Here is a 19,232-nt window from a genome sequence, read left to right as displayed (position 1 = left end):
TTCAGATTGACTTAGAGCCAGCCATGTTCAGCTAAAAACTCCGTTGAAATCTCTGGCACATTTGCTTGATCGCCAAACCCAGGATAGGTATTGATCCGCCCCTGCTCAAAGTCAGCCAAGCGATCGGGATTGGGTGCATAACGCAAAAACTTCTCTACATATTTACCGAGTAGATCGCCTTCCAGGTTAACGCTATTACCAGGTTTGAGATGATTTAAATTAGTTTGCTCATAGGTGTGGGGAATCACCGCCACCTTGAACCAGGTGCCTTTTTCATTGCAATTAGCGATCGTCAGGCTCACTCCATTAATCGAGATGCTACCCTTATAGACCACATACCGAGCCGTGGCATCTTTGGCCGTAAAACTTAGTTCCCAGGCATGGCCAGAATTGTTTACTTCCTGGAGCATACCCATTCCATCAATATGCCCACTGACAAAGTGCCCACCCAGCTTATCACCCACGGCTAAGGCTGTTTCCAGATTCACGTAGCGTAACTCATCTTCTTGCAGATTAGAGCGGCTGAGGGTTTCAGGGGAAATATCGGCGGTGAACCCCATTGGTAAAATTTCCACCACCGTCAGGCAAATCCCATTGACCGCCACGCTATCACCGATCGCCAGTTTGCTGGTAATTGCAGGGGGACAGCAAATTGTAATCGCCCGATCGCTGAGTTGTTCAATTTGGCCGATCGCCTGGATTAATCCGGTAAACATAATTCTCTACCCCTAGATTCTGCGTCTTTGCAATATGCAGTTCTGTCACACATTAGCAAAGCATTTTGAAAAACAGATGAAATACATAGACTAGATCTAATGCATTTAGTTTAACTATAACTTAGCGCAATCGCCACAATATTGCAGGGCTGGAGTAGGCGATCGCTACCCTACCTTACTGTTGTTGTTTGATTAACAGCTCCACAATCCCAACCAGCCTTTGAGTTGTGTCGGCCTGCTGTTGAGTCGTCACTCTCAATTCGGCAAATGATTCCTTAACTTCTGCAAATGAACTTTTCTGAGATTCAATAAATTGTTCCAGTTTTTTCTCAGTGCGCTCCTGGGTTATGGCTAGCTGGGTCATATACATGGCTAGCTGATCTAGTTTGTTGTCGGCTAGGCGTAATAATTCAATTTCTTCTTCCGACATGGGATTATATTAATCGCTAATTTTTGGCTTTTGGGGCTGGTTAGTTTTGGATTTTAGCATAAACGGATTTGATCTAAATGGCGATCGGTCTGGGCTATGGTTATTTACCGTTATTCAAATAGTAGTTTTTCCAGTACCGGAGCGAGTAATAGATATCTTGATCGTAAATTGCCAATCAAGCTCTACAAGAGCAATTACTAAAACTAAAGAGCAGGAAATGCCTTGGCTACGGCTGGGTGGTAAATTTTGCCGCCTTTAATATTCAAGCCCCGCCCCAGAACCGGATCTTTATCGAGGGCATCCAGACCATAGGTGGCGATCGCGCTGGTGTAGGGAAAAGTAGCATTCACTAATGCTTGGGTAGCAGTCCAGGGTACCGCACCAGGAATATTTGGTACCCCATAATGCAAAATACCAGCTTTTTCATAGACTGGTTGCGAATGGGAAGTAGGATGCATCGTTTCAATGCAGCCACCTTGATCAACGGCCACATCAACTATTACTGACCCCGATCGCATTTGTGCCACCAACTTTTCTGTAACCAGGATCGGGGCGCGGCCGCCAGGAATCAGCACTGCACCCACGACCAGGTCTGCATCTGCCACAGTTTCAATAATATTCGCTGGATTGCTGATCAACAACTCCACCCGTGAGCCAAAGATTGTTTCTAATTCACCTAGACGTTCTAAATTAATATCCAGGATTTGCACTCTAGCGCCCAATCCCACCGCAATCCTGGCCGCTTCCGTACCAACCATGCCGCCGCCCAGAATCACTACCCGCCCAGGTCGTACTCCTGGAACACCGCCTAGCAGAACGCCGCGACCACCTTGTTGCTTAGTGAGAAAATGCGCGCCAAATTGCACCGCCAATCGCCCCGCAATAATGCTCATTGGCGTGAGTAATGGCAAATGCCCAGCATCGGTTTGAACAGTTTCATAGGCAATACAGGTAGCTTGCGATCGGATTAAGGCTTCTGTTAGTTGGCGATCGGCGGCCAAATGCAGATAGGTAAACAGAATCAGCCCTGGATGCAGCAGTTCATATTCAGTCGGTAAGGGTTCTTTTACCTTTACCACCAGCTCTTGTTCATAAACCTCTGCGGCTGTTTCGACGATCGTTGCCCCAGTCTCAATATATTCATGATCACTGAACCCAGAGCCAACTCCTGCCCCCATTTGGACAAAGACCTGATGCGATCGCCCCACCAAACTAGCCACCGCGGCTGGGGTGAGACCGACCCGAAATTCTTGATCTTTGATTTCCTTGGGCACACCAATTTTCATTTTGAAATCACCTCAATTGATGTAATTGCTAGCTCACATGGCGATCGCGCAGATTTTAATCTGTAGGACTTTCATGAAGGTGAGAATAATACGAAAACTAGCATCTCGCTTACTGACTCAATGATTTTACATTGATTTTATATTGACACTAAAAGTTTACCGTTCATCTTGAGTGTATTACTGCTTATTAGCTGCTTACTGGTTCAAAGTTTCCTTTAAAACCGTTCTAGCGGCTAGCTGACTCCGAGTTGAGGATAAAATCTCTGCTTCACGCTTCAATCGCAGCGTCGTATCTTGAGTTTCGAGCAAGTTTTGTTGTTCGCTACTGGCTCCTTGAAAACTGCTGGCGATCCAATAGGACAACTCGATCGGACTATTGGGGATATTAGGCAATTCAATTTCCTGATCGGTCAGCTTTTGCGATAGTCGCACCACATCGCCCAATAATTCCCTTACTTCAGTGGCTAGTGCAAAGGGGTTTTCATTTTCTGCCGACAGATCATCATCAACCCACTCCACTAGGCCAACCAGAAAAGGCGTTTCCCGCACATATTCGAGCACCCTGAACCGTTGTTGACCAATCGTGAGGATCTTAAAGCGATCATCGGGCAGGCGATGGTATTGCAACACCTCGGCGCAGCAACCCACTTTTTCCGGCTTGCCAGTGGCGGGATTATGCATCAATACGCCAAAACGCCGATCGCCCTCCAGGATCGTATTCATCATCATCCGATAACGATATTCAAAAATATGTAAGGGTAGATGTTGCCCTGGGAATAGCACCAGATCCGGTAGGGGGAAAAGGGGCAATTCACGAACTGAGATTGAGGAGGTCATAATATTTTCGATCGTCTAACTTGAGTGCCTGCCAAATGTTTGATTAATTAAGATTCCCGATCGGCTAAATCTTAAGCCACCTATTTAATAACTAAATAACTATTAGTACAAAATCCCAAGGCTGAATAAATTGCCATCTACAAGATCTAATCAGATCTAGTCTAGCTATCAAGATTTAAGCTGCAATCGAGAGACTGAGATAATTAGTTAGGATGCTTTCACATTTAGCTCAATAAGCAAAATTACTCATCAAATCTGCGCAAATCTAAGCCAATGCACCGCTTAAACCGACATTAACTATTTCCATTATCCAACTTAGAAGCTTTCTGAGCATATGCTTTTAGTCAGATCGTTACGAACATTATGTTAAATATCTGCCTAAAGTAGTTTTTTCGATCGATTTGGCTAGCAATTCAAGCGCTGCAATGCTCAACATGTAGCTACTTTGAGCGGTGGCCAACCATGAAAATCATGAGCGGGGCTGAGTCGATCGTAGCCGATCTTGCCCTTTAAATTACAAAGTAAAGCACAAAGGCGTTGCTGCTAAACCTCAATCGATTGGTGAACAACTCCCTTAGTCATCATAAGTATTTGATCCTAGCTGGAAAAGGTATTTAAAAATTAAGAAGATACCAATCGCCTTATCTCCTTGCTGCAACGCTTGATTTCGACCACAAGTGAGATCGATTAATTGCTAACCTCTTTGAATTAACCTAGCCGCGTAGCTTTTGTGACCAAACCCTGGTCGGCAAGCCCCAAACATAAATAAAGCCTTCTGCTGCCTTGTGATCGAACTCGTCCGACTCAGTATAGGTCGCCAGCCCCTCATCATAGAGTGACTTAGCCGATTGACGACCGACGATTGTGGCGTTGCCCTTAAAGAACTTAACCCGCACTGTGCCAGTAACTCGTTCCTGGGAGCTTTGAATGAAGGCATCTAGAGCCGCCTTGAGCGGACTATACCACAGGCCGTTATAGATCATTTTGCCGTAGGTTTCTTCGATGCCGCGTTTATATTGAGCCAAGTCCGCAGTCAGGGTCAGGCTTTCGAGATCACGGTGGGCATGGATTAACACCAACATTGCTGGCGCTTCATAGATCTCGCGGGACTTGATTCCCACCAGGCGATTTTCCACCATGTCGATGCGGCCAACCCCGTGATCACCAGCGATCGTATTAAGCTGAGTTACCAGTTGCAACGGCGGCAAAGCCTTACCATTCAGCGAAACAGGTAAACCTCGCTCAAACCCAATTTCCACATAGGCGGGCTGATCGGGAGTGTCGGCGATCGCCTTGGTGATCAAGTAAATTTCTTCCGGTGGCTCTGTCCAGGCATCTTCCAAGATTCCTGCTTCAATGCTGCGCCCTAGCAAGTTGCGATCGATGCTGTAGGGGGAAGATTTCTTCACTGGTGAAGGGATGCCATATTTCTCGCCATAGGCGATCGTTTGCTCTCGGCTCATGCCCCATTCTCTGGCCGGAGCCAAAACCTTCAGTTCGGGATTGAGCGCCGCGATCGCCACATCAAACCGTACCTGATCATTGCCTTTGCCGGTGCAACCATGTGCCACCGCATCTGCCCCATATTCTGCCGCTGCATCCACCAGGATTTTAGCGATCAGTGGCCGTGCCAGCGCCGTAGTGAGCGGGTAGCGATTTTCATAAAGGGCATTGGCTTGGATTGAAGGGAAAGCATAATCGCGCACAAATTCTTCTTGGACATCACCCACCAGTGATACACTCGCCCCAGAATCAAGTGCTTTTTGACGGATCGGTTCTAGCTCATCGCCTTGACCAAGATCAGCCGCCAAGGTAATTACTTCTTCGATGCCCCATTCATGTTTGAGGTAGGGAATACAAACCGAAGTATCTACCCCACCAGAATATGCCAGTACAACTTTTTTGGCCCGACCCATTAATTAAATTCTCCCCAAATCAACACTCTAACCAGTTCAACTTACTCGATCTGTGGCAATAAACAGTTAAATAGATTGCCAAATTTGTGGCCAAATTGCTCAAATAACTAATCTAATAATCTAAATCGCTACTAGCTGTGACCAAAACAAATGATTAGATAATTAAAGCTGACAAATAAGTCACAAAAAAATATGCCATCTAAATAACTTGTGGGCAAAGTAATCGCCCGCCAAATCAATTTAAACAGCCAAAAAATACTAGTAGCCCGGAGACTACGCCTATCCCAAGCATCCCTTAGTGCTGCTACGGTCAAGTCCTGACACGGTTCGGGCGTTGAAATCGCATAGTTCCAGGCCATTTATAGCCTAGCATCAAGTTATGCTTTCGTCATGTAATTTTGAATTTTGCTTACAATGCCTCAATCCAATCCCAAGCGCCTTCTGGTCATTGCGCCAACAATCCCATCGACTGCTAACAATTGCGTGGCCTCCTGGAATTGCTTTACCGCTTCTGCTGTGGCCGGGTCAAAAATACCATTTACGGGGATATTAATTTCCACCAATTGATTATTATTCAAAGCTTCTTGCAGTGCCTTCACATCATCACCCTCCATGCGTGGTTCAGCCAGACCCAGGGTGCGGATCGGTGCGGCACCAAAGCCTTCCGCAGGGGAATTAGCGATCCTGGCTCCGGTTTGGGCTCCATAGATGCCATCTTCAGCGATCTGGTCAGTGGGGTTATTCTGGTTCCATAATCTTTGAAATGCTTTGACGCCAACAATGCCAAGATCCTGGCGGCTGGCAGCACGGAATTGATAATCAAAATGAGGAGGATCGAATGCGCCCAGCCAATACCAGCTATGTTGCTCCAAAAATGGTCGCCATCCCTGTGGGTCTTGGATATCTAGCGCCAAGCCACCTTCATGGTTACTAAATCCTGGCCTCGCAGCGGCAAAAATGCCACATAGCCCTAGTTCAAATTGTCGCCGTAGTAAATATTGTTGCGCCACGGTGCGAAAGGCTGAATTTACCACCAGCTTAGTGCCGCGCTTGTTGATCGCCAATCGCAATGATTCTTTGGCAGCGGGTTGCACAAATGGATTGATCTGATCGCCATTCACATCTACGTTCAAATCATCAAAATTAACCAATACATTGGTCACCAGTGTATTCATCACGGCGATAATTTGCAGACTCAAGCCGCGAATCTGACCAGTATCACAAGCGCCCACAACGTCTCTTACTAGTGGCATAATCGCTCCTGCTTGGCTGAAGATTGCTTTAATTTTTAACCTAATAGATCTAGATAAGCATGACAAGGTGGCGATCGCTTGGCTTTAATCAAAATTTTTAAGATCTTGTAACTAGTAGTCCACCACATAGGATTTGGTGGTCAACTGGCGCTCTAGACATCTGTCTTGCTCGATCGAAAGCCATCATAATTACCGTGGTCGGTTACTAGCTGTAGTGAGTCATTCATGCTGGGAACTGAGAATCGTTGAAAATCTTATTTCCCAGGGTGCGATCGCCAAGAATCAGTCAGGCAGTAATTTATGGGCAATTAAGTATCATTACAACCTGATTTTTATAGATTTGGTCTTAGATGGGACTCACATCGATCAGAAATAGACTTATTTCGCGTCTTTTACTCTCGATCTAAGACAAATATATCTCTTAAACCAGTCCTCGTCATATTCAATTAATATGGCAATGACGATATTACGGCTTAAGTAGAGTCAGTGATCCTTGATCCTTATATCTATATATCCATTCATGCGGAGGAAAATGGCAGATCAGAATTCAAGTAAATTTTTGTCAGAGGAAGAATCAGCCTTGGTCGATCGAGCGATGATGTCATCGTCGGAGAAGTTTTTAACTCGATTGACAATTTCTTCAATGCGAGTGGTGCTGCATATTGCCAAGGAGCATGGAGTAAAGGTCGAGGATTTAACTGTATCGCAGATTATTGCTTGGATGGAGCAAGATGCCAAAATCAAGCGAGAGCAGGGCGAGGCGGCAGCTTTCTTGCAATGGTAGCCAGTTAGTAGTTATTTTGCTGAACTATTGAAATTTGGCTCAAGGACAACTTTAATGACAACTTTTGCGATCGAGAATGGGCAATTACTCTGGTTGTTCAATCATTTGGCGAATGGTTCGCAGTTCGGTCAAAATATCTTGAAGTAGCTGGTTAGTAACATTTGCCACCGGCTCTTGCACCTGGATTGTAACCTGTTTGATTTTTAAAACATCCCGTGCGAAGCGTGATACTTCGGTGGGGTGAAAGAGCAATGTATCGGTTTTATCTTGCCTCAGCTCAGGGTTTAGCTTTTTGGGGCTGTAGGGCAGGTTTAAATGGTCTGGATCGGTGTTGGCATAGCGATAGACAGAGGCACGCGATCGCCCTAGGGCCTTTTGCACCGCGTCAACATCCATGAGGCTGTAATTGGAATTTTGCAGATCGGGGGACATGGAAAACTTAGTCTAAGATGAGTCTACTGAATATCTATTATAGACTATTTGGTAGTCTTGGAGTATTGGTTTGAGACAATATTTTTATTCTGATCCATTGCGCATTTTGGGGGTGGACTTCACCAGCTCACCTCGTGTTGCTAAGCCGATCGTGGTGAGTAATTGCCAGCTAAAGAATGCTCAATTAACCTATCTGGGGATGGATGAGTATACTGACTGGCAAGGATTTGAAGCTTTTTTAGCACAGTCTGGAGCATGGGTGGTGGGGATGGATTTCCCGATGGGAATGCCGCGCCGTTTGATTGAGGCGCTGGGATGGGGCAAGAACTGGCAGGAATATGTGCAATTAGTAGCCGGGATGAGTCGGGACGAGTTTGTAGCAACATTGGATCAATATCGCCTAAATCAGCCAATGGGGGATAAGGAGCACCGTCGCTATGCAGATGTGTTGGCGGGGGCGATCAGCCCAATGAAGCTGTATGTAGTGCCGGTGGGGAAGATGTTTTATGAAGGGGTAAAGCGGCTGTGGCGATCGCAGATATATATCCCTCCCTTTTATTTTGATTGGGTTGATCAAGCTTTTGAAATTTCTGGCACGAAGGCGATCGAGCAGCGGGTTGCCCTGGAAACTTATCCGGCTTTGGCGGTGCGGCGGTGGCTAGGTAGAACCAGCTACAAAAATGACAATAAGAGAAAGCAAACTGAAGCAATGCGATCGGCGAGGGAAGAGGTGATGCGGCGGTTACGATCGCCAGATTTGGTAGATATTTATGGCGTTAGTTTGGTGATCGAGGATCAAGCAGCAGCCGAGATTGTGAGTGATGGGAGCGGCGATCAATTGGATGCTTTGATTTGTGCGATTCAAGCGGCCTGGGCAGTGGGTCAACCTAATTATGGTATTCCTGAAAACTGCGATCGGCTGGAGGGATGGATTGTCGATCCAAGTATGCTTAGAAAGTAGGCACCTCTGGATGTGCTGTGACGTTATAGGTCATTTGCTAAAAAATCTTACTTCGATGCTTCAATACCATCACTGGATCATTGCCAACAATCAAAGAATATTAGAGAGCAGATCGGTGATTTCACCCTGTACATCCAGGCGATTGTCGTCATACTTCATCAGGGTATCGATCTTTTTGTGGCGGCTGAGTTTCTGAACCTTGCGGACATTACCATTGGTGGCATCAAGGGCGGCAGTAATGGCAGAATGGCGAATCCGGTGGGGTGACATTTGCTTAGGGATGCCTACTTCTTTTGCTACATGGTCTACCAGCTTGTAAATAAAGTTGTTATTGAGGCGCTGGCCATAGCTACCGGGGGCAAGGGAAATAAACAGCGGATAATGGGCGGGGGGATCTTTTCGAGTGTCAAGCCAAGCTTGAATTGCAGCGATCGTAGGATGACTGAGGCTGATCGATGTTTTCTGAGTGCCCCGACCTTTGCCCAGAATCAAGAGCGATCGAGAGTGAATATCAAAATCGCTTACATTAGTGCGAACGACCTCACTACGGCGCAACGCATTGTCCCACAGCAACCTTAAAATGGCATAGTCACGCTTGCCGTTAATTGTCTCTTGATTGGGAATACCCAGCATCGCTTTGATTGCCTGGAGATTTACGCCAGTAGTATCGCGGTAAGCCTGTACTTGCTCGCCCTGCACTTGATTCAAGTTCCATTCACAGTGGCCGATTTTATTGGCAAAGTTGACCAGGGATTTGATCGCAGACAGGCGGCGATTGACCGTTGCTTCTTTGAGGCCACGGGTAATCAGTTGGGATTTATATTTCAGTACAATGGCGATTGCGGTGAAGCGTTCTAGCTGCAAGAATTCAGCAATTAGTTCTTGAGATGGTGGTTGCTCAAAGGTGTGGTTAAAAAAATCCTTCAGGTCTTTTTGGTAAGCCCGTTTGGTGTTGATGCTGCGCTTGTCGGCAAGGAGTTGGGCAATGATGTCCGGGTCGGCGGCGATCGAGGTGCTGACAAGATTGCTCATAGGGCTAAGTTCAGGGCTAAGTTCCTTTCAGTAAAGCATTTATAGCTTTTATTAGTGAGCGAAGATGAGAGACTGCAAGAATCTTAACAAAAATGGGAAAAAAGATGCTAGAGAATGATCCTGTTGAAATAATCATCCTGCCGGGATTTAGATTTCAAACCATATGTTAGGGAAGCCTAGACATTTTATTTCCCTTAGCGATCGCCAAAAATAAGCTGGAATCCTCAATTAACTATACTGCTTAAGCGTTGCTTGCCGTTTTTTGCTCGAGATAAAAGGGAGAGAGAACCTTGGTCTTAGTATGGCAACATCCTAAAGCTGCATAATTGTTAAGTATACAGATATCGATCACATTTGGTCAGCTTCATTCAAGCCCATGCCTTACCTGATTCAAGATTTTGACACATTGATGGAAACCGTGTTTGAGCTAGCGATCGGCTCAAATACCATTGGTCGTGGTAGTAAAAATCAGATCATTTTGGAAGACCACACCAAAAGTGTATCGCGCCAGCATGCGGAAGTAATTGTGGAGCCGGGGCAAGTATTTATTATCGATCTAGGTAGCCGGAATCATACCTTTGTGAATGGCCAGCAAATTGATCAGCGATCTCAACTTCAAGATGGCGATATTGTACAGGTGGGAAATCTGCCGCTCAAGTTTGTGCGATCGACCGCAGAAGCAATCGCTCAGGAAAATTTCGATCGAGAGCTACAGGAGATTGCCGCCCAGCCTGCACCGGAAGAAGAAGAAGAAATGCAGGTGGTGAAACAAATGCCAACGGCTCTGCATCAGACAGCGATGCAGGATTTGTTGCGATCGGATATAGCGGATATATCGGGTAGATCAGCGCAGGGTTCGATATTAAAAATTCGCAATGAAGACCAGAATCAGCGGACAGTAGACAAACTGCAAATTCTGTTGGAAGTCAGCAAACTACTATCGCGGGGGCGCAGTGAAAACCTGGGCAGCCTGCTGGAAAAGATTCTCGATCTGCTGTTTGAGATCATGAATGTGGAGCGATCGGCAATTTTATTGGTCAATGAAGCTACTGGCTTGCTAGAGAGCAAAGCGGTGCGGGCAAGAGAGGAAGTAGACGTGGCGCGGCGGTTTTATAGCCAGAAAATTGTTAACTTTGTGCGCCAGAGTGGTGATGCGCTATTGACTTCTAATGCGGGTAGCGATCGGCGGTTTGATGCTTCGCAGTCTATTTTGCAATCCTCGATCCGCGCGGCAATGTGTGTACCATTGCGTCCTGTAGATGAAGTGATTGGCGTGTTGTATGTGGATAATTTATCTTTATACAATGCATACGCAGACGAGGATTTAGAGTTTTTGAGCGCACTCGCTAATCAGGCGGCACTGGCGATCGACAACTTCCAATTGAATTCCAAAATGCAGCAGGAAGCATTGGTGCGCAGTAAATTAGAAAGCTTTTTCCCCCAAGCTGTGAGCCATAAGTTACAGGAAGAAGGCGGCCTGCAGACGATCGAAACGGAGGTTACTGCGCTCTTTTGTGATATCAGTGGCTTTACCCAACTCTCTTCGAGATTGCCGCCCAGGGAAGTAATTGAAATGCTGAATGAGTATTTCCAGGTGATGGTGGAGGATATTGTATTTCACTATGAAGGCACACTGGAGAATTATTTAGGTGATGGTTTGTTTGCGGTGTGGGGTGCGCCCTATCGTAAGCCAGATGACGTGATTCGAGCCATTTGGGCAGCGATCGAAATGCAGTTAGCTTTATTTAAACTGAATCAGCAATGGCTGATCCAGGGGCGCGATCTGCAGTTGCAAATTCACATTGGGCTCAATACTGGCCAGGTGGCAGCGGGTAATATTGGTTCCGAGAAGCTAATCCAATATGGCACGATCGGCGATACAAATAATGTGGCCAGCCGAATTTGCGCTGTGGCCAAGGCCGATGAGATTTTAGTTTCCCATTCCACCTATTTAGGCTTGCAAGACCAGATGCTGCCATTCGAGCGGCTGGAGCCAGTGAAGGTGAAGGGCAAAGATAAACCGATTCAGGTCTATAAGTTGTTGTGGGATGAGGTGGATTTGATCGCGCCGGATTTTTTGGATCTGTCGATCACGGCCAGTTTGTAAGACAGATGCGATCGTGAGTTTATACCTACTCAAACATCTCAAACATCCCTGATTGCTTAGATGAGGTGATAAATACTTAAGCCTGAGGGCATATCTGGACTCGATTCCCTAGATAGAGTTCGGCCAGCACAAGATCACATAATGTTATTAATAGCAAACAGAAATGTGTAAATGCTCACATTTTTGCTTTTTTTAGTAAAGGATAAGGATAAGGATCTAACTAAGTATGCCATTTACACTCGATACCGCTCGCGGAATTTTCCCAAATACTTTAACTGCTGATGTTGTTCCCGCTACGATCGCCAGGTTTGAACAGCTTAGCGCCGAAGACCAACTTGCCCTAATTTGGTTTGCCTACCTGGAGATGGGTAAGTCAATTACGATCGCTGCGCCGGGTGCGGCCAATATGGTTTTGGCTGAAGATGCTTTGAATCAAATCAAGGCAATGTCGCCAATGGAACAGTCTCAGGCAATGTGTGACCTGGCTAATCGCTCCGATACGCCGATCTGTCGCACCTATGCAGTCTGGTCACCTAATATTAAGTTAGGTTTCTGGTATCGCTTGGGTGAATTCATGGAGCAAGGTTTGGTTGCACCGATCCCTGAAGGTTACAAGCTTTCTGCAAATGCTTCAGCGGTGTTGGCTGCGATCCAAGGGCTTGAATCTGGTCAGCAAATCACGGTCTTGCGTAATAGCGTGGTAGGCATGGGCTATGACCCCAACAAGTTAGGTGACTTCAAGCGAGTATCTGAGCCGGTTGTACCACCTCAAGATATGTCGCAGCGTACCAAGGTTTCGATCGAAGGTGTGGATAATCCTACCGTGATCAGTTATATGAATCTTCTCAACGCCAATGACTTTGACAATCTAATTGAGCTATTTGCCCCCGATGGTGCACTGCAACCACCATTCCAACGGCCGATCGTGGGTAAGGATGCGGTTTTGAAGTTCTTCCGTGAAGAATGCCAGAACTTGAAGCTAATGCCTGAGCGTGGTGTGGTTGAGCCTGCTGATGATGGCTATACTCAAATCAAGGTAACTGGTAAGGTGCAAACTCCTTGGTTTAGCGCAAACATTGGTATGAACATGGCCTGGCGTTTCTTGCTCAGCCCTGATAACAAGATTTACTTTGTGGCGATCGACTTGCTTGCCTCACCCAAGGAGCTGCTCAACCTAGCTCGCTAGACTCATAAGTTTGGTTAATAGTTATGTTAAGATTTATGTAGCTCTATAATAACCATATGTTTATTGCTTAGGACAATTGATTAATAATGTTTTGGGGATAGCCAGAAGTTGGCGATCGCGCCGATGTATTTCTACTCTAAATGTTTTAGTTGATGTCCTGAGCAAAGTTACAAGATTATGTCTGGTAACGAATATTAAATATTAGAGCGCGGCAATTTAAGTTGATCTAGCGCTCATTTTTATGTTTATTTTTATCCGCAATTATTTTTTATAAATTAAAAAGAGGTTGATGTGGTGAGTAATATTGAATGGACAACCAAAGAACGGGAGGTTGCTCAAGAAATTTTCGATCGCGCCTATGAACGGGAAACCGGGGCATTGGTGGAGGAGATTCGGGATAAGGCGAGTTTGATCGCTAAGCTAGAAGATGTGTGGCAACTGCATGATTACCTCAGTGCAAAGCGCCATAACATCGATGGAAAATACGATTTCCGTGATGCTTATCTGGTGTTTGTGTTTTCGCAACTGGTCAAGGAAGGCTGGGTTGAATTAAACGAGCTGGAGGATTTGAGCCAGGATAAGTTGAAAAAGATCTCGGCACTAACCAGGATGTAGCGACTAGTTTAGCTATAACATTTACATTTAATTTATAGGACGAGGGACTGTGTTTTTATGCAGCCTCTTTTTTATTTGCTCTGGTAGGCGATCATCAGCCCAATTATTGGCTTCATTGGCTTCATTGGCTCGAATAATCAAGGTTTGTAAATATATGGGAGATAATCAAGCAACTATCCAGTATTTTTGTGAAAATAGATACAGAAACATGGCAACTTATTATTTTGTTATTCCCTGGTTTGTGGCTATTTAACTGGGATTAGCTTGCTGATTATTTTCATGCTTCGAGTTTTGTGAGGTATTTTAAGTAGAGGAATTAAGTGCAAATGCCATAGGAATAGCTATCCGAATCGTAACAACATGTGTAAATTTGATTGGCTTGGGACAATGAATCTGACTGAGGATCTGAGAACCCAATTTGAACTGGCAACTGATTGGGATGAGGTGTTTGAATATTTGCCAGGAATAGTTGTGGAGTTGAGGTCACAGCCAGGGATTAGACATAGGATCGCTTCCTATGATATTACGATGGTTCCGCCGATCTGGTTAAAAAACGATCCACATCCCCGTTATCCGCATGAATTACGAATTATCTCGCAGATCGGCGCATTGGCTTGCCCACAAGAATTACCTTTACCAGAAAAGCTGGTTCTGACATAAATCAAGAATAACTTAGGGGATGATAATGGTTATTTCCATCCCCTTGCCTTGAGAACTAAAATATAGGCATGTCTCTATCCTCTATACCTTTTCTGCCAGCAATACCAACCGATCGATCGCCCCATTTAGATCCTGAGCCGGTTGCCTTTTCGTTGAGTTACTAGCCATCTTATACGTTTGCCAAAACCGCTTTTCAATATGGGTTTGATCCAGTTCCCCAGCAACTTGCAAATTGATATTTAATGAGCCATTCTCGATCGCCATGCTTTGAATGCCGATCGGTTGATTCTGGGGCTCAGCATGTTGTTCTTGCAAATTCTTTAGCGCCTTTGCTACCAGCCGCCAATTAATATCTGCCCCAAAACTTAGCACCACAAAATTAAATTTGACCCCAAACCGATCGCTAAATTCACCTGGCTCAAAGTCTCGATCGTTCGGGATCCGCTGCCCTTGCCGCTCAGAGTCTTGCCCCACATATACATACTGGCAATCGATGCCATCCAGCTTAGTATCGCTATTAATCTGCCACTGCTCGATCCATGCTCCCGTCAGCTTTGCCGAGGTTAAATTAGTGCCATGCAACTCAGCCCCCACCAGGGAGGCATTCTGCAAATTGGCATTATAGAGCTTGCCGCGCTCTAAATTAGCTTGATTCAAATTGGCATCACTGAGGTTGGCATTAAACAAATTTGCTCCCACCAAATTAGCCTGGGTCAGATTTGCGCCACTTAGATCGGCGTTATATAAGCTCACCTGGTTCAAATTGGCTTGGGTCAGGTTTGCACCACTTAGATCAGCTCCCATCAAACTAATTTCTTCATCGGGGTAATCATCACGCCAACCATTCCAAATATCTACCCCTTTCAGCAGCAATGCCAATTGCTCATCGTTTGCCATACCCTGCTCCTGCCAACAACTTGATCAGTCCAACTACTATCAACTACCGGGTAGCTTCGACTGGAACGCAACCGCAATTCTCGATCGCCCACAGTCAACCCTGCAACAGCTAATAGTTTACTGGTCAATCAATCCCAAATCGCCAGAACGAAATATTTCGTTTTCTAATTAGTCTTATATGCGCCTCATAGAAACATTGCTAGACTCAGTTTTTGTCTTGGATTATCTTTGTTAGACTTGTTTCGTATCTCGTTATCTTGATATAAGACTAATATCAAGACTCATAAACTTATTGAAAGACTAATTCTGTGTCTTGCATTATCTATATAAGATACTTTGATTCGGCTAATCATATTTTTGGATTGGTTGCCTGCCCCCGATGTTTGGGATAAGCCCAGCATTCTTGCCTGTGTAGAAATATCTAATAAACAAACTAAACAAAAGAGGTCAGCTAAATAGCCAAACCTCCTTACGTTTATTCTTTGACATTGTTTTAATGCCGAGAGAGATGCGATCGAGAGCCATTAATAAGCAAGCATTAGATCGATTTCAGCCCAACCAAACTACGGCGATCGCCACAAAAACAAGAGCAGCTTGCCGAAAACTTATCTTTGTTGAAAGTATATCTAGAGAGATTCTCCGCGATCGCTGAAGTGGTTTTTATGCCGGCAATCACTCCGATTGTTTGCTTTCTTTTGCTCGGATTTTTGCTGAGTTATAAGCACTGTTCTGGCTCTTTGCTACTGCGAGATTTAAGCAAACTAGAAAATCTAAATACTTACCTAATTCCCTAATTCTCCTTCGGTGCTACCGTCACCACCACTAATTGATCCGGCAATAGAACCTCCTCGGCCACTTGATTAACATCAGACAGGGTAATCGACTCGATCTTCTGGGGGAAATCATAAAAGTCACCGATCGCAAACCCATACACCTGATCGCGCAAAATCGCGCCAGCAATACTATCAGGATTGGCCAACGATACTGGGAAACTATTGATCAAGCTGGCCTTGGCCGCATCCAGTTCCTTCTGGGTAATGCCATTTTGATGCACATCCCGCATGATTGCTAAAGTGCTTGCCACCGCTGCATCCACATCCTTACCGCTGGTTTGCATCTGTACCACAAATGCACCTTTGCCCTTGCCAGTTTGGAAGTAGCTATAAATGCCATAGGTCAACCCCTGCCGATCGCGGATTTCTGTCCCCAGGCGACTGGAAAGGGTGTCGCCACCCAGAACCTGATTTAGCACCAGCGCCGTATAATAACGAGGGTCATAGCGATCGATCGCGGGATGTCCCATAACCGTCACGGCCTGAGTTTTGCCAGCTAGATTAATCTCCTGCTTACTAATTTCACTGGGATCTTCAACGGTGGGATATTTCAGTGCAGGTGGTTCTCCCTTGGCCTGCCAATTGCCCAGCTTATCGCTGATTAACTGCTTAACTTCTTCAACCTCAAAGTCCCCCATCAAAACCAACGTAGTTGTATCTGGGCGATAGTAAGTTTCATAAAACTCAACCAAATCCTCACGGGCGATCGCCTTAATGCTCTCCTCAGTACGCATAGCATGATAGGGATGTCCTGCCGGATATAACTCCGATTGAAACACCCGCCTTGCCAAACTGCCAGGGCTATCTAGTTCTGCCTTCAGGCCAATTAGGTTGCGTTGACGGTTTAGCTCCAACTCATCCGCTGGGAAAGAAGCATTCTGCAAGATATCAGCCAGTTGATCGACGACGGTGGGTAAATCCTCCGCCAGCATTGACGCACCAATACTCACCTGTTCACGTCCCGCCGAAAAGCCCAAACTCGCGCCAATATTTTCTAGCTCTGCCGCCAATGCCAACGCATCTTTGGTGTTAGTACCATTGCGTAGATTTTGAGCAGTCAGCGCACCTAAACCAGCTTTTTCGATCGAGTCGAAGCCAGTTCCAGCCAGGATCTGCCCCGCGATCGTCACCGATGGGGTGCTGTCATCGGGCAGCAAGAGTAAGGTCAAACTATTGGGCAAAATCACCCTCTCTGGCAACACTGGGTTTAACTCAGCCGCTTTGATTTTAAGCACATCTTCCGGCAAGTATTTCGCTACCTCCGCTGGATCAACCGGTTCGCTGGGGGTGCGATTTTCCTGGATTGTGCCATCTGCTGCCAGGGGATTACCGACTTGGGCTGTAATTACCGTAGGCTTAAATAAACCCAACACCCGCTTTTGCGGATCGAGATACTTATTGGCAACCCTTTGAATATCAGCAACCGTCACCTTTTCCACATCAGCCAGATAGCGATCGCTAAACCGATAATCTTTGGCTACCGTCTGGTTATAGCCCAGTTGAATTGCTTGCGAAGAAATATCCCGATTGCTCAGAATAAAGCTAGACCTAACCTGGGTCTGTGCCCGCTCTAGTGCCGCTGGATCGATCGGCTCAGTTTGAATTTTCTTAACCTCTGCCAAAATCAAGCGATCGATATCCTCCAGGGTGTTGCCGTCAGTCGGCGCACCAGTAAACGAAAACCAGCCCGGATCGATCATTGTCGCGGCACTGGCCCTCGCACCACTGGCAATCCCAGTTTGCACCAAGGCTTGATATAACCTGGAGCTACGCCCCGAAGAAAGGATCGAAGCCAGCAAATCGATCGCCGCCGTATCTGGGTGGGTAATCGGTGGCAAAGTCGGATAGACCGATCGCAACAGCGGAATACTACCTGGCTCTTCTAGAACCACCTTATCTGCATAGATTACAGGCTGGTCTTCCACTCCATCCGCAACATTAGCATTAGTGGTCTTTGTCGCGCGATTGTTGCTAACTTGATTTATTGTGCCAGACTGCTTTTCTGGTAACTTAGCGGTTCTGGGGCGTGGCGGTGCCGTGATCGTGCCAAAGGTTTCCTTGATCTTGGGCAAAAGCTCGTCTGTTTCAAAGTTACCCACCACAATCAAAGTAGCGTTATCGGGGCGGTAATAGGTGCGGTAATAATTCTGGATCTGTTCGGCGGTATAACCCTCCACATCAGCGCGATCGCCAATCACTGGCCAGGCATAGGAAGTATTCGCAAAGGCCTTCGCCATGATTGCCTTAAACAGGCGATTGCCAGGACTGTTATCATAGCCATCCAATTCAGACAGAACCACGGTGCGCTCACTGTTTAGCTCTTCAGCGCCAGCCACTGTATTTACCATCCGATCGGCCTCCAGGGTCAGCAGGGCTTCCACCTTATTAGTGTTACTACTAACTGTGCCAAAATAGGCGGTCATGTCATAACTAGTGAAAGCATTGGAGCTGCTCCCCAACGCACTGAACAAGCGCCCAAACTGAATCGGCCGATCCTTGGTGCCTTTAAACAGTAGATGCTCTAGCTGGTGCGAAATCCCCGTAATCCCAGGTCGCTCATTGCGCGAACCAACCCGATACCAAATATGTACACTCACCGCTGGCACCGTGGGCACTTCCTTAGTTAGCACCGTCAAGCCGTTTTCTAAAACCGTTCTCCTCACCCCATCGGTCAACATGGCTGGTTGTGGGGTCTGAGCCTGAGCCCGTAGTTCCTGAATCTGAATGGCGATCGCCCCGTTTCTTGGTGTGGCAAGGCTGAAGGGCATCCCACCAGCAATCAAAACAGCTAAGGCAAGAATACCGGCTCTACGCACGATTGATTTCATAGTCAGTCTTTTCCCCAGGATCAAGTTATAGGTTAAATTCAAAAAATGGCAATGCTATATGAAGTAAGTATTTTAACCAAGCATATTTGAGTCAGCCTCGCTCCTATGGCCAAATATTGTTATATGTACAGGACAACAGGACAAAATGATGATGGAGCATTTAAAAGCTGCACTGATCAACACAGCTATTTTAGACATTTTGGGTAATTTAATTACCAGCCCTGCGATCTTGATTCCCCTGCTAAGAATACGCCCACCAGCATAAATTTGGATTCGAGCTATATTCAGCCATATTAAGGTCAAATCAGGAAATTTGCTGGAGTAGACTATAAATAGTTGAAATTTGCCAGTTCCCATCTACATTCAATCTGGATCGCTAGAAAATTCAGCTAATCAGCCATGACCAACGATCGCCAGAAATCGCCTGGTTTAAGCAGAATTCGTCTGTAAAGAAATACC

General features: G+C 46.0%; 16 protein-coding genes and 1 other RNA gene. 6 read left to right on the top strand and 11 right to left on the bottom strand.

The window, feature by feature from the left end; translation table 11 throughout:
* Positions 1 to 11: 11 nt before the first annotated feature.
* The 7 genes from PSE7367_RS16380 to PSE7367_RS16350 all read right to left on the bottom strand — a co-directional run bounded on the left by PSE7367_RS16380 (position 12) and on the right by PSE7367_RS16350 (position 6,438).
* Positions 12 to 716 (bottom strand): riboflavin synthase, encoded by a 705-nt coding sequence (locus tag PSE7367_RS16380; protein WP_015166461.1) that lies wholly within the window; start codon positions 714 to 716, stop codon positions 12 to 14.
* Positions 717 to 891: 175 nt separating this feature from the next.
* On the bottom strand, positions 892 to 1,146 hold the full coding sequence (locus PSE7367_RS16375) for a hypothetical protein (protein WP_015166460.1): 255 nt from the start codon (positions 1,144 to 1,146) through the stop codon (positions 892 to 894).
* A gap of 203 nt (positions 1,147 to 1,349) precedes the next feature.
* Positions 1,350 to 2,432 (bottom strand): alanine dehydrogenase, encoded by a 1,083-nt coding sequence (gene ald, locus PSE7367_RS16370; RefSeq protein WP_015166459.1) that lies wholly within the window; start codon positions 2,430 to 2,432, stop codon positions 1,350 to 1,352.
* A 195-nt stretch (positions 2,433 to 2,627) separates the two neighbouring features.
* Positions 2,628 to 3,269, bottom strand: coding sequence for an LON peptidase substrate-binding domain-containing protein (locus PSE7367_RS16365; RefSeq protein WP_015166458.1), 642 nt, complete (start codon positions 3,267 to 3,269; stop codon positions 2,628 to 2,630).
* A 713-nt stretch (positions 3,270 to 3,982) separates the two neighbouring features.
* Positions 3,983 to 5,185 carry an argininosuccinate synthase gene (locus PSE7367_RS16360; RefSeq protein WP_015166457.1) on the bottom strand — a complete coding sequence of 401 codons (1,203 nt, stop codon included), beginning with the start codon at positions 5,183 to 5,185 and terminating at the stop codon, positions 3,983 to 3,985.
* Positions 5,186 to 5,445: 260 nt separating this feature from the next.
* An RNA gene (ffs, locus tag PSE7367_RS20815) (signal recognition particle sRNA small type) lies at positions 5,446 to 5,542 on the bottom strand.
* Positions 5,543 to 5,604: 62 nt separating this feature from the next.
* On the bottom strand, positions 5,605 to 6,438 hold the full coding sequence (locus tag PSE7367_RS16350; RefSeq protein ID WP_015166456.1) for a peptidoglycan-binding protein: 834 nt from the start codon (positions 6,436 to 6,438) through the stop codon (positions 5,605 to 5,607).
* A gap of 532 nt (positions 6,439 to 6,970) precedes the next feature.
* On the opposite strand from PSE7367_RS16350, the gene PSE7367_RS16345 reads away from it, so the two are divergent.
* Complete coding sequence (locus PSE7367_RS16345) at positions 6,971 to 7,222, top strand: hypothetical protein (RefSeq protein ID WP_015166455.1); 252 nt, start codon at positions 6,971 to 6,973, stop codon at positions 7,220 to 7,222.
* A gap of 84 nt (positions 7,223 to 7,306) precedes the next feature.
* Here PSE7367_RS16345 and PSE7367_RS16340 read toward each other — a convergent pair whose 3' ends face one another.
* Complete coding sequence (locus tag PSE7367_RS16340; protein ID WP_015166454.1) at positions 7,307 to 7,654, bottom strand: hypothetical protein; 348 nt, start codon at positions 7,652 to 7,654, stop codon at positions 7,307 to 7,309.
* A 70-nt stretch (positions 7,655 to 7,724) separates the two neighbouring features.
* Here PSE7367_RS16340 and PSE7367_RS16335 point away from each other — a divergent pair, with 70 nt between their 5' ends.
* Positions 7,725 to 8,615, top strand: a complete 891-nt coding sequence (locus PSE7367_RS16335; RefSeq protein WP_015166453.1) for a DUF429 domain-containing protein — start codon at positions 7,725 to 7,727, stop codon at positions 8,613 to 8,615.
* Between the two features lie 90 nt (positions 8,616 to 8,705).
* Here the strand turns inward: PSE7367_RS16335 and PSE7367_RS16330 are convergent, their stop codons facing one another.
* A complete protein-coding gene (locus tag PSE7367_RS16330; RefSeq protein WP_015166452.1) occupies positions 8,706 to 9,647 on the bottom strand; it encodes a tyrosine-type recombinase/integrase in 942 nt (313 codons plus the stop codon).
* A gap of 376 nt (positions 9,648 to 10,023) precedes the next feature.
* Here PSE7367_RS16330 and PSE7367_RS16325 point away from each other — a divergent pair, with 376 nt between their 5' ends.
* The 4 genes from PSE7367_RS16325 (at position 10,024) to PSE7367_RS16310 (ending at position 14,215) form a co-directional block, all read left to right on the top strand.
* The gene (locus PSE7367_RS16325) at positions 10,024 to 11,754 is read left to right on the top strand and encodes an adenylate/guanylate cyclase domain-containing protein (protein ID WP_015166451.1); all 1,731 of its coding nucleotides are present in this window, start codon (positions 10,024 to 10,026) and stop codon (positions 11,752 to 11,754) included.
* Between the two features lie 226 nt (positions 11,755 to 11,980).
* Complete coding sequence (locus PSE7367_RS16320; RefSeq protein ID WP_015166450.1) at positions 11,981 to 12,940, top strand: orange carotenoid-binding protein; 960 nt, start codon at positions 11,981 to 11,983, stop codon at positions 12,938 to 12,940.
* Between the two features lie 291 nt (positions 12,941 to 13,231).
* Entirely contained in the window at positions 13,232 to 13,555 is a 324-nt protein-coding gene (locus PSE7367_RS16315; protein ID WP_015166449.1) for a hypothetical protein, read from the top strand.
* Between the two features lie 387 nt (positions 13,556 to 13,942).
* Complete coding sequence (locus tag PSE7367_RS16310) at positions 13,943 to 14,215, top strand: hypothetical protein (RefSeq protein WP_015166448.1); 273 nt, start codon at positions 13,943 to 13,945, stop codon at positions 14,213 to 14,215.
* A gap of 81 nt (positions 14,216 to 14,296) precedes the next feature.
* On the opposite strand, the gene PSE7367_RS16305 is transcribed toward PSE7367_RS16310, so the two are convergent.
* Positions 14,297 to 15,112, bottom strand: a complete 816-nt coding sequence (locus tag PSE7367_RS16305) for a pentapeptide repeat-containing protein (RefSeq protein WP_015166447.1) — start codon at positions 15,110 to 15,112, stop codon at positions 14,297 to 14,299.
* Positions 15,113 to 15,902: 790 nt separating this feature from the next.
* The gene (locus tag PSE7367_RS16300) at positions 15,903 to 18,773 is read right to left on the bottom strand and encodes a M16 family metallopeptidase (RefSeq protein WP_015166446.1); all 2,871 of its coding nucleotides are present in this window, start codon (positions 18,771 to 18,773) and stop codon (positions 15,903 to 15,905) included.
* Positions 18,774 to 19,232 lie beyond the last annotated feature (459 nt).

The sequence above is a fragment of the Pseudanabaena sp. PCC 7367 genome (genome assembly GCF_000317065.1).
Taxonomy (GTDB): Bacteria; Cyanobacteriota; Cyanobacteriia; order Pseudanabaenales; family Pseudanabaenaceae; genus Thalassoporum; species Thalassoporum mexicanum.
The sequence above is the reverse complement of the archived record's forward strand: the minus strand, read 5'-3'. Positions and strand labels throughout refer to the sequence as shown.

Coding starts and splice junctions, on each gene's coding strand:
- PSE7367_RS16380 (WP_015166461.1), bottom strand. CDS start 716: ATGTTTACCGGATTAATCCAGGCGATCGGCCAAATTGAACAACTCAGC.
- PSE7367_RS16375 (WP_015166460.1), bottom strand. CDS start 1,146: ATGTCGGAAGAAGAAATTGAATTATTACGCCTAGCCGACAACAAACTA.
- ald (WP_015166459.1), bottom strand. CDS start 2,432: ATGAAAATTGGTGTGCCCAAGGAAATCAAAGATCAAGAATTTCGGGTC.
- PSE7367_RS16365 (WP_015166458.1), bottom strand. CDS start 3,269: ATGACCTCCTCAATCTCAGTTCGTGAATTGCCCCTTTTCCCCCTACCG.
- PSE7367_RS16360 (WP_015166457.1), bottom strand. CDS start 5,185: ATGGGTCGGGCCAAAAAAGTTGTACTGGCATATTCTGGTGGGGTAGAT.
- PSE7367_RS16350 (WP_015166456.1), bottom strand. CDS start 6,438: ATGCCACTAGTAAGAGACGTTGTGGGCGCTTGTGATACTGGTCAGATT.
- PSE7367_RS16345 (WP_015166455.1), top strand. CDS start 6,971: ATGGCAGATCAGAATTCAAGTAAATTTTTGTCAGAGGAAGAATCAGCC.
- PSE7367_RS16340 (WP_015166454.1), bottom strand. CDS start 7,654: ATGTCCCCCGATCTGCAAAATTCCAATTACAGCCTCATGGATGTTGAC.
- PSE7367_RS16330 (WP_015166452.1), bottom strand. CDS start 9,647: ATGAGCAATCTTGTCAGCACCTCGATCGCCGCCGACCCGGACATCATT.
- PSE7367_RS16325 (WP_015166451.1), top strand. CDS start 10,024: ATGCCTTACCTGATTCAAGATTTTGACACATTGATGGAAACCGTGTTT.
- PSE7367_RS16320 (WP_015166450.1), top strand. CDS start 11,981: ATGCCATTTACACTCGATACCGCTCGCGGAATTTTCCCAAATACTTTA.
- PSE7367_RS16310 (WP_015166448.1), top strand. CDS start 13,943: ATGAATCTGACTGAGGATCTGAGAACCCAATTTGAACTGGCAACTGAT.
- PSE7367_RS16305 (WP_015166447.1), bottom strand. CDS start 15,112: ATGGCAAACGATGAGCAATTGGCATTGCTGCTGAAAGGGGTAGATATT.
- PSE7367_RS16300 (WP_015166446.1), bottom strand. CDS start 18,773: ATGAAATCAATCGTGCGTAGAGCCGGTATTCTTGCCTTAGCTGTTTTG.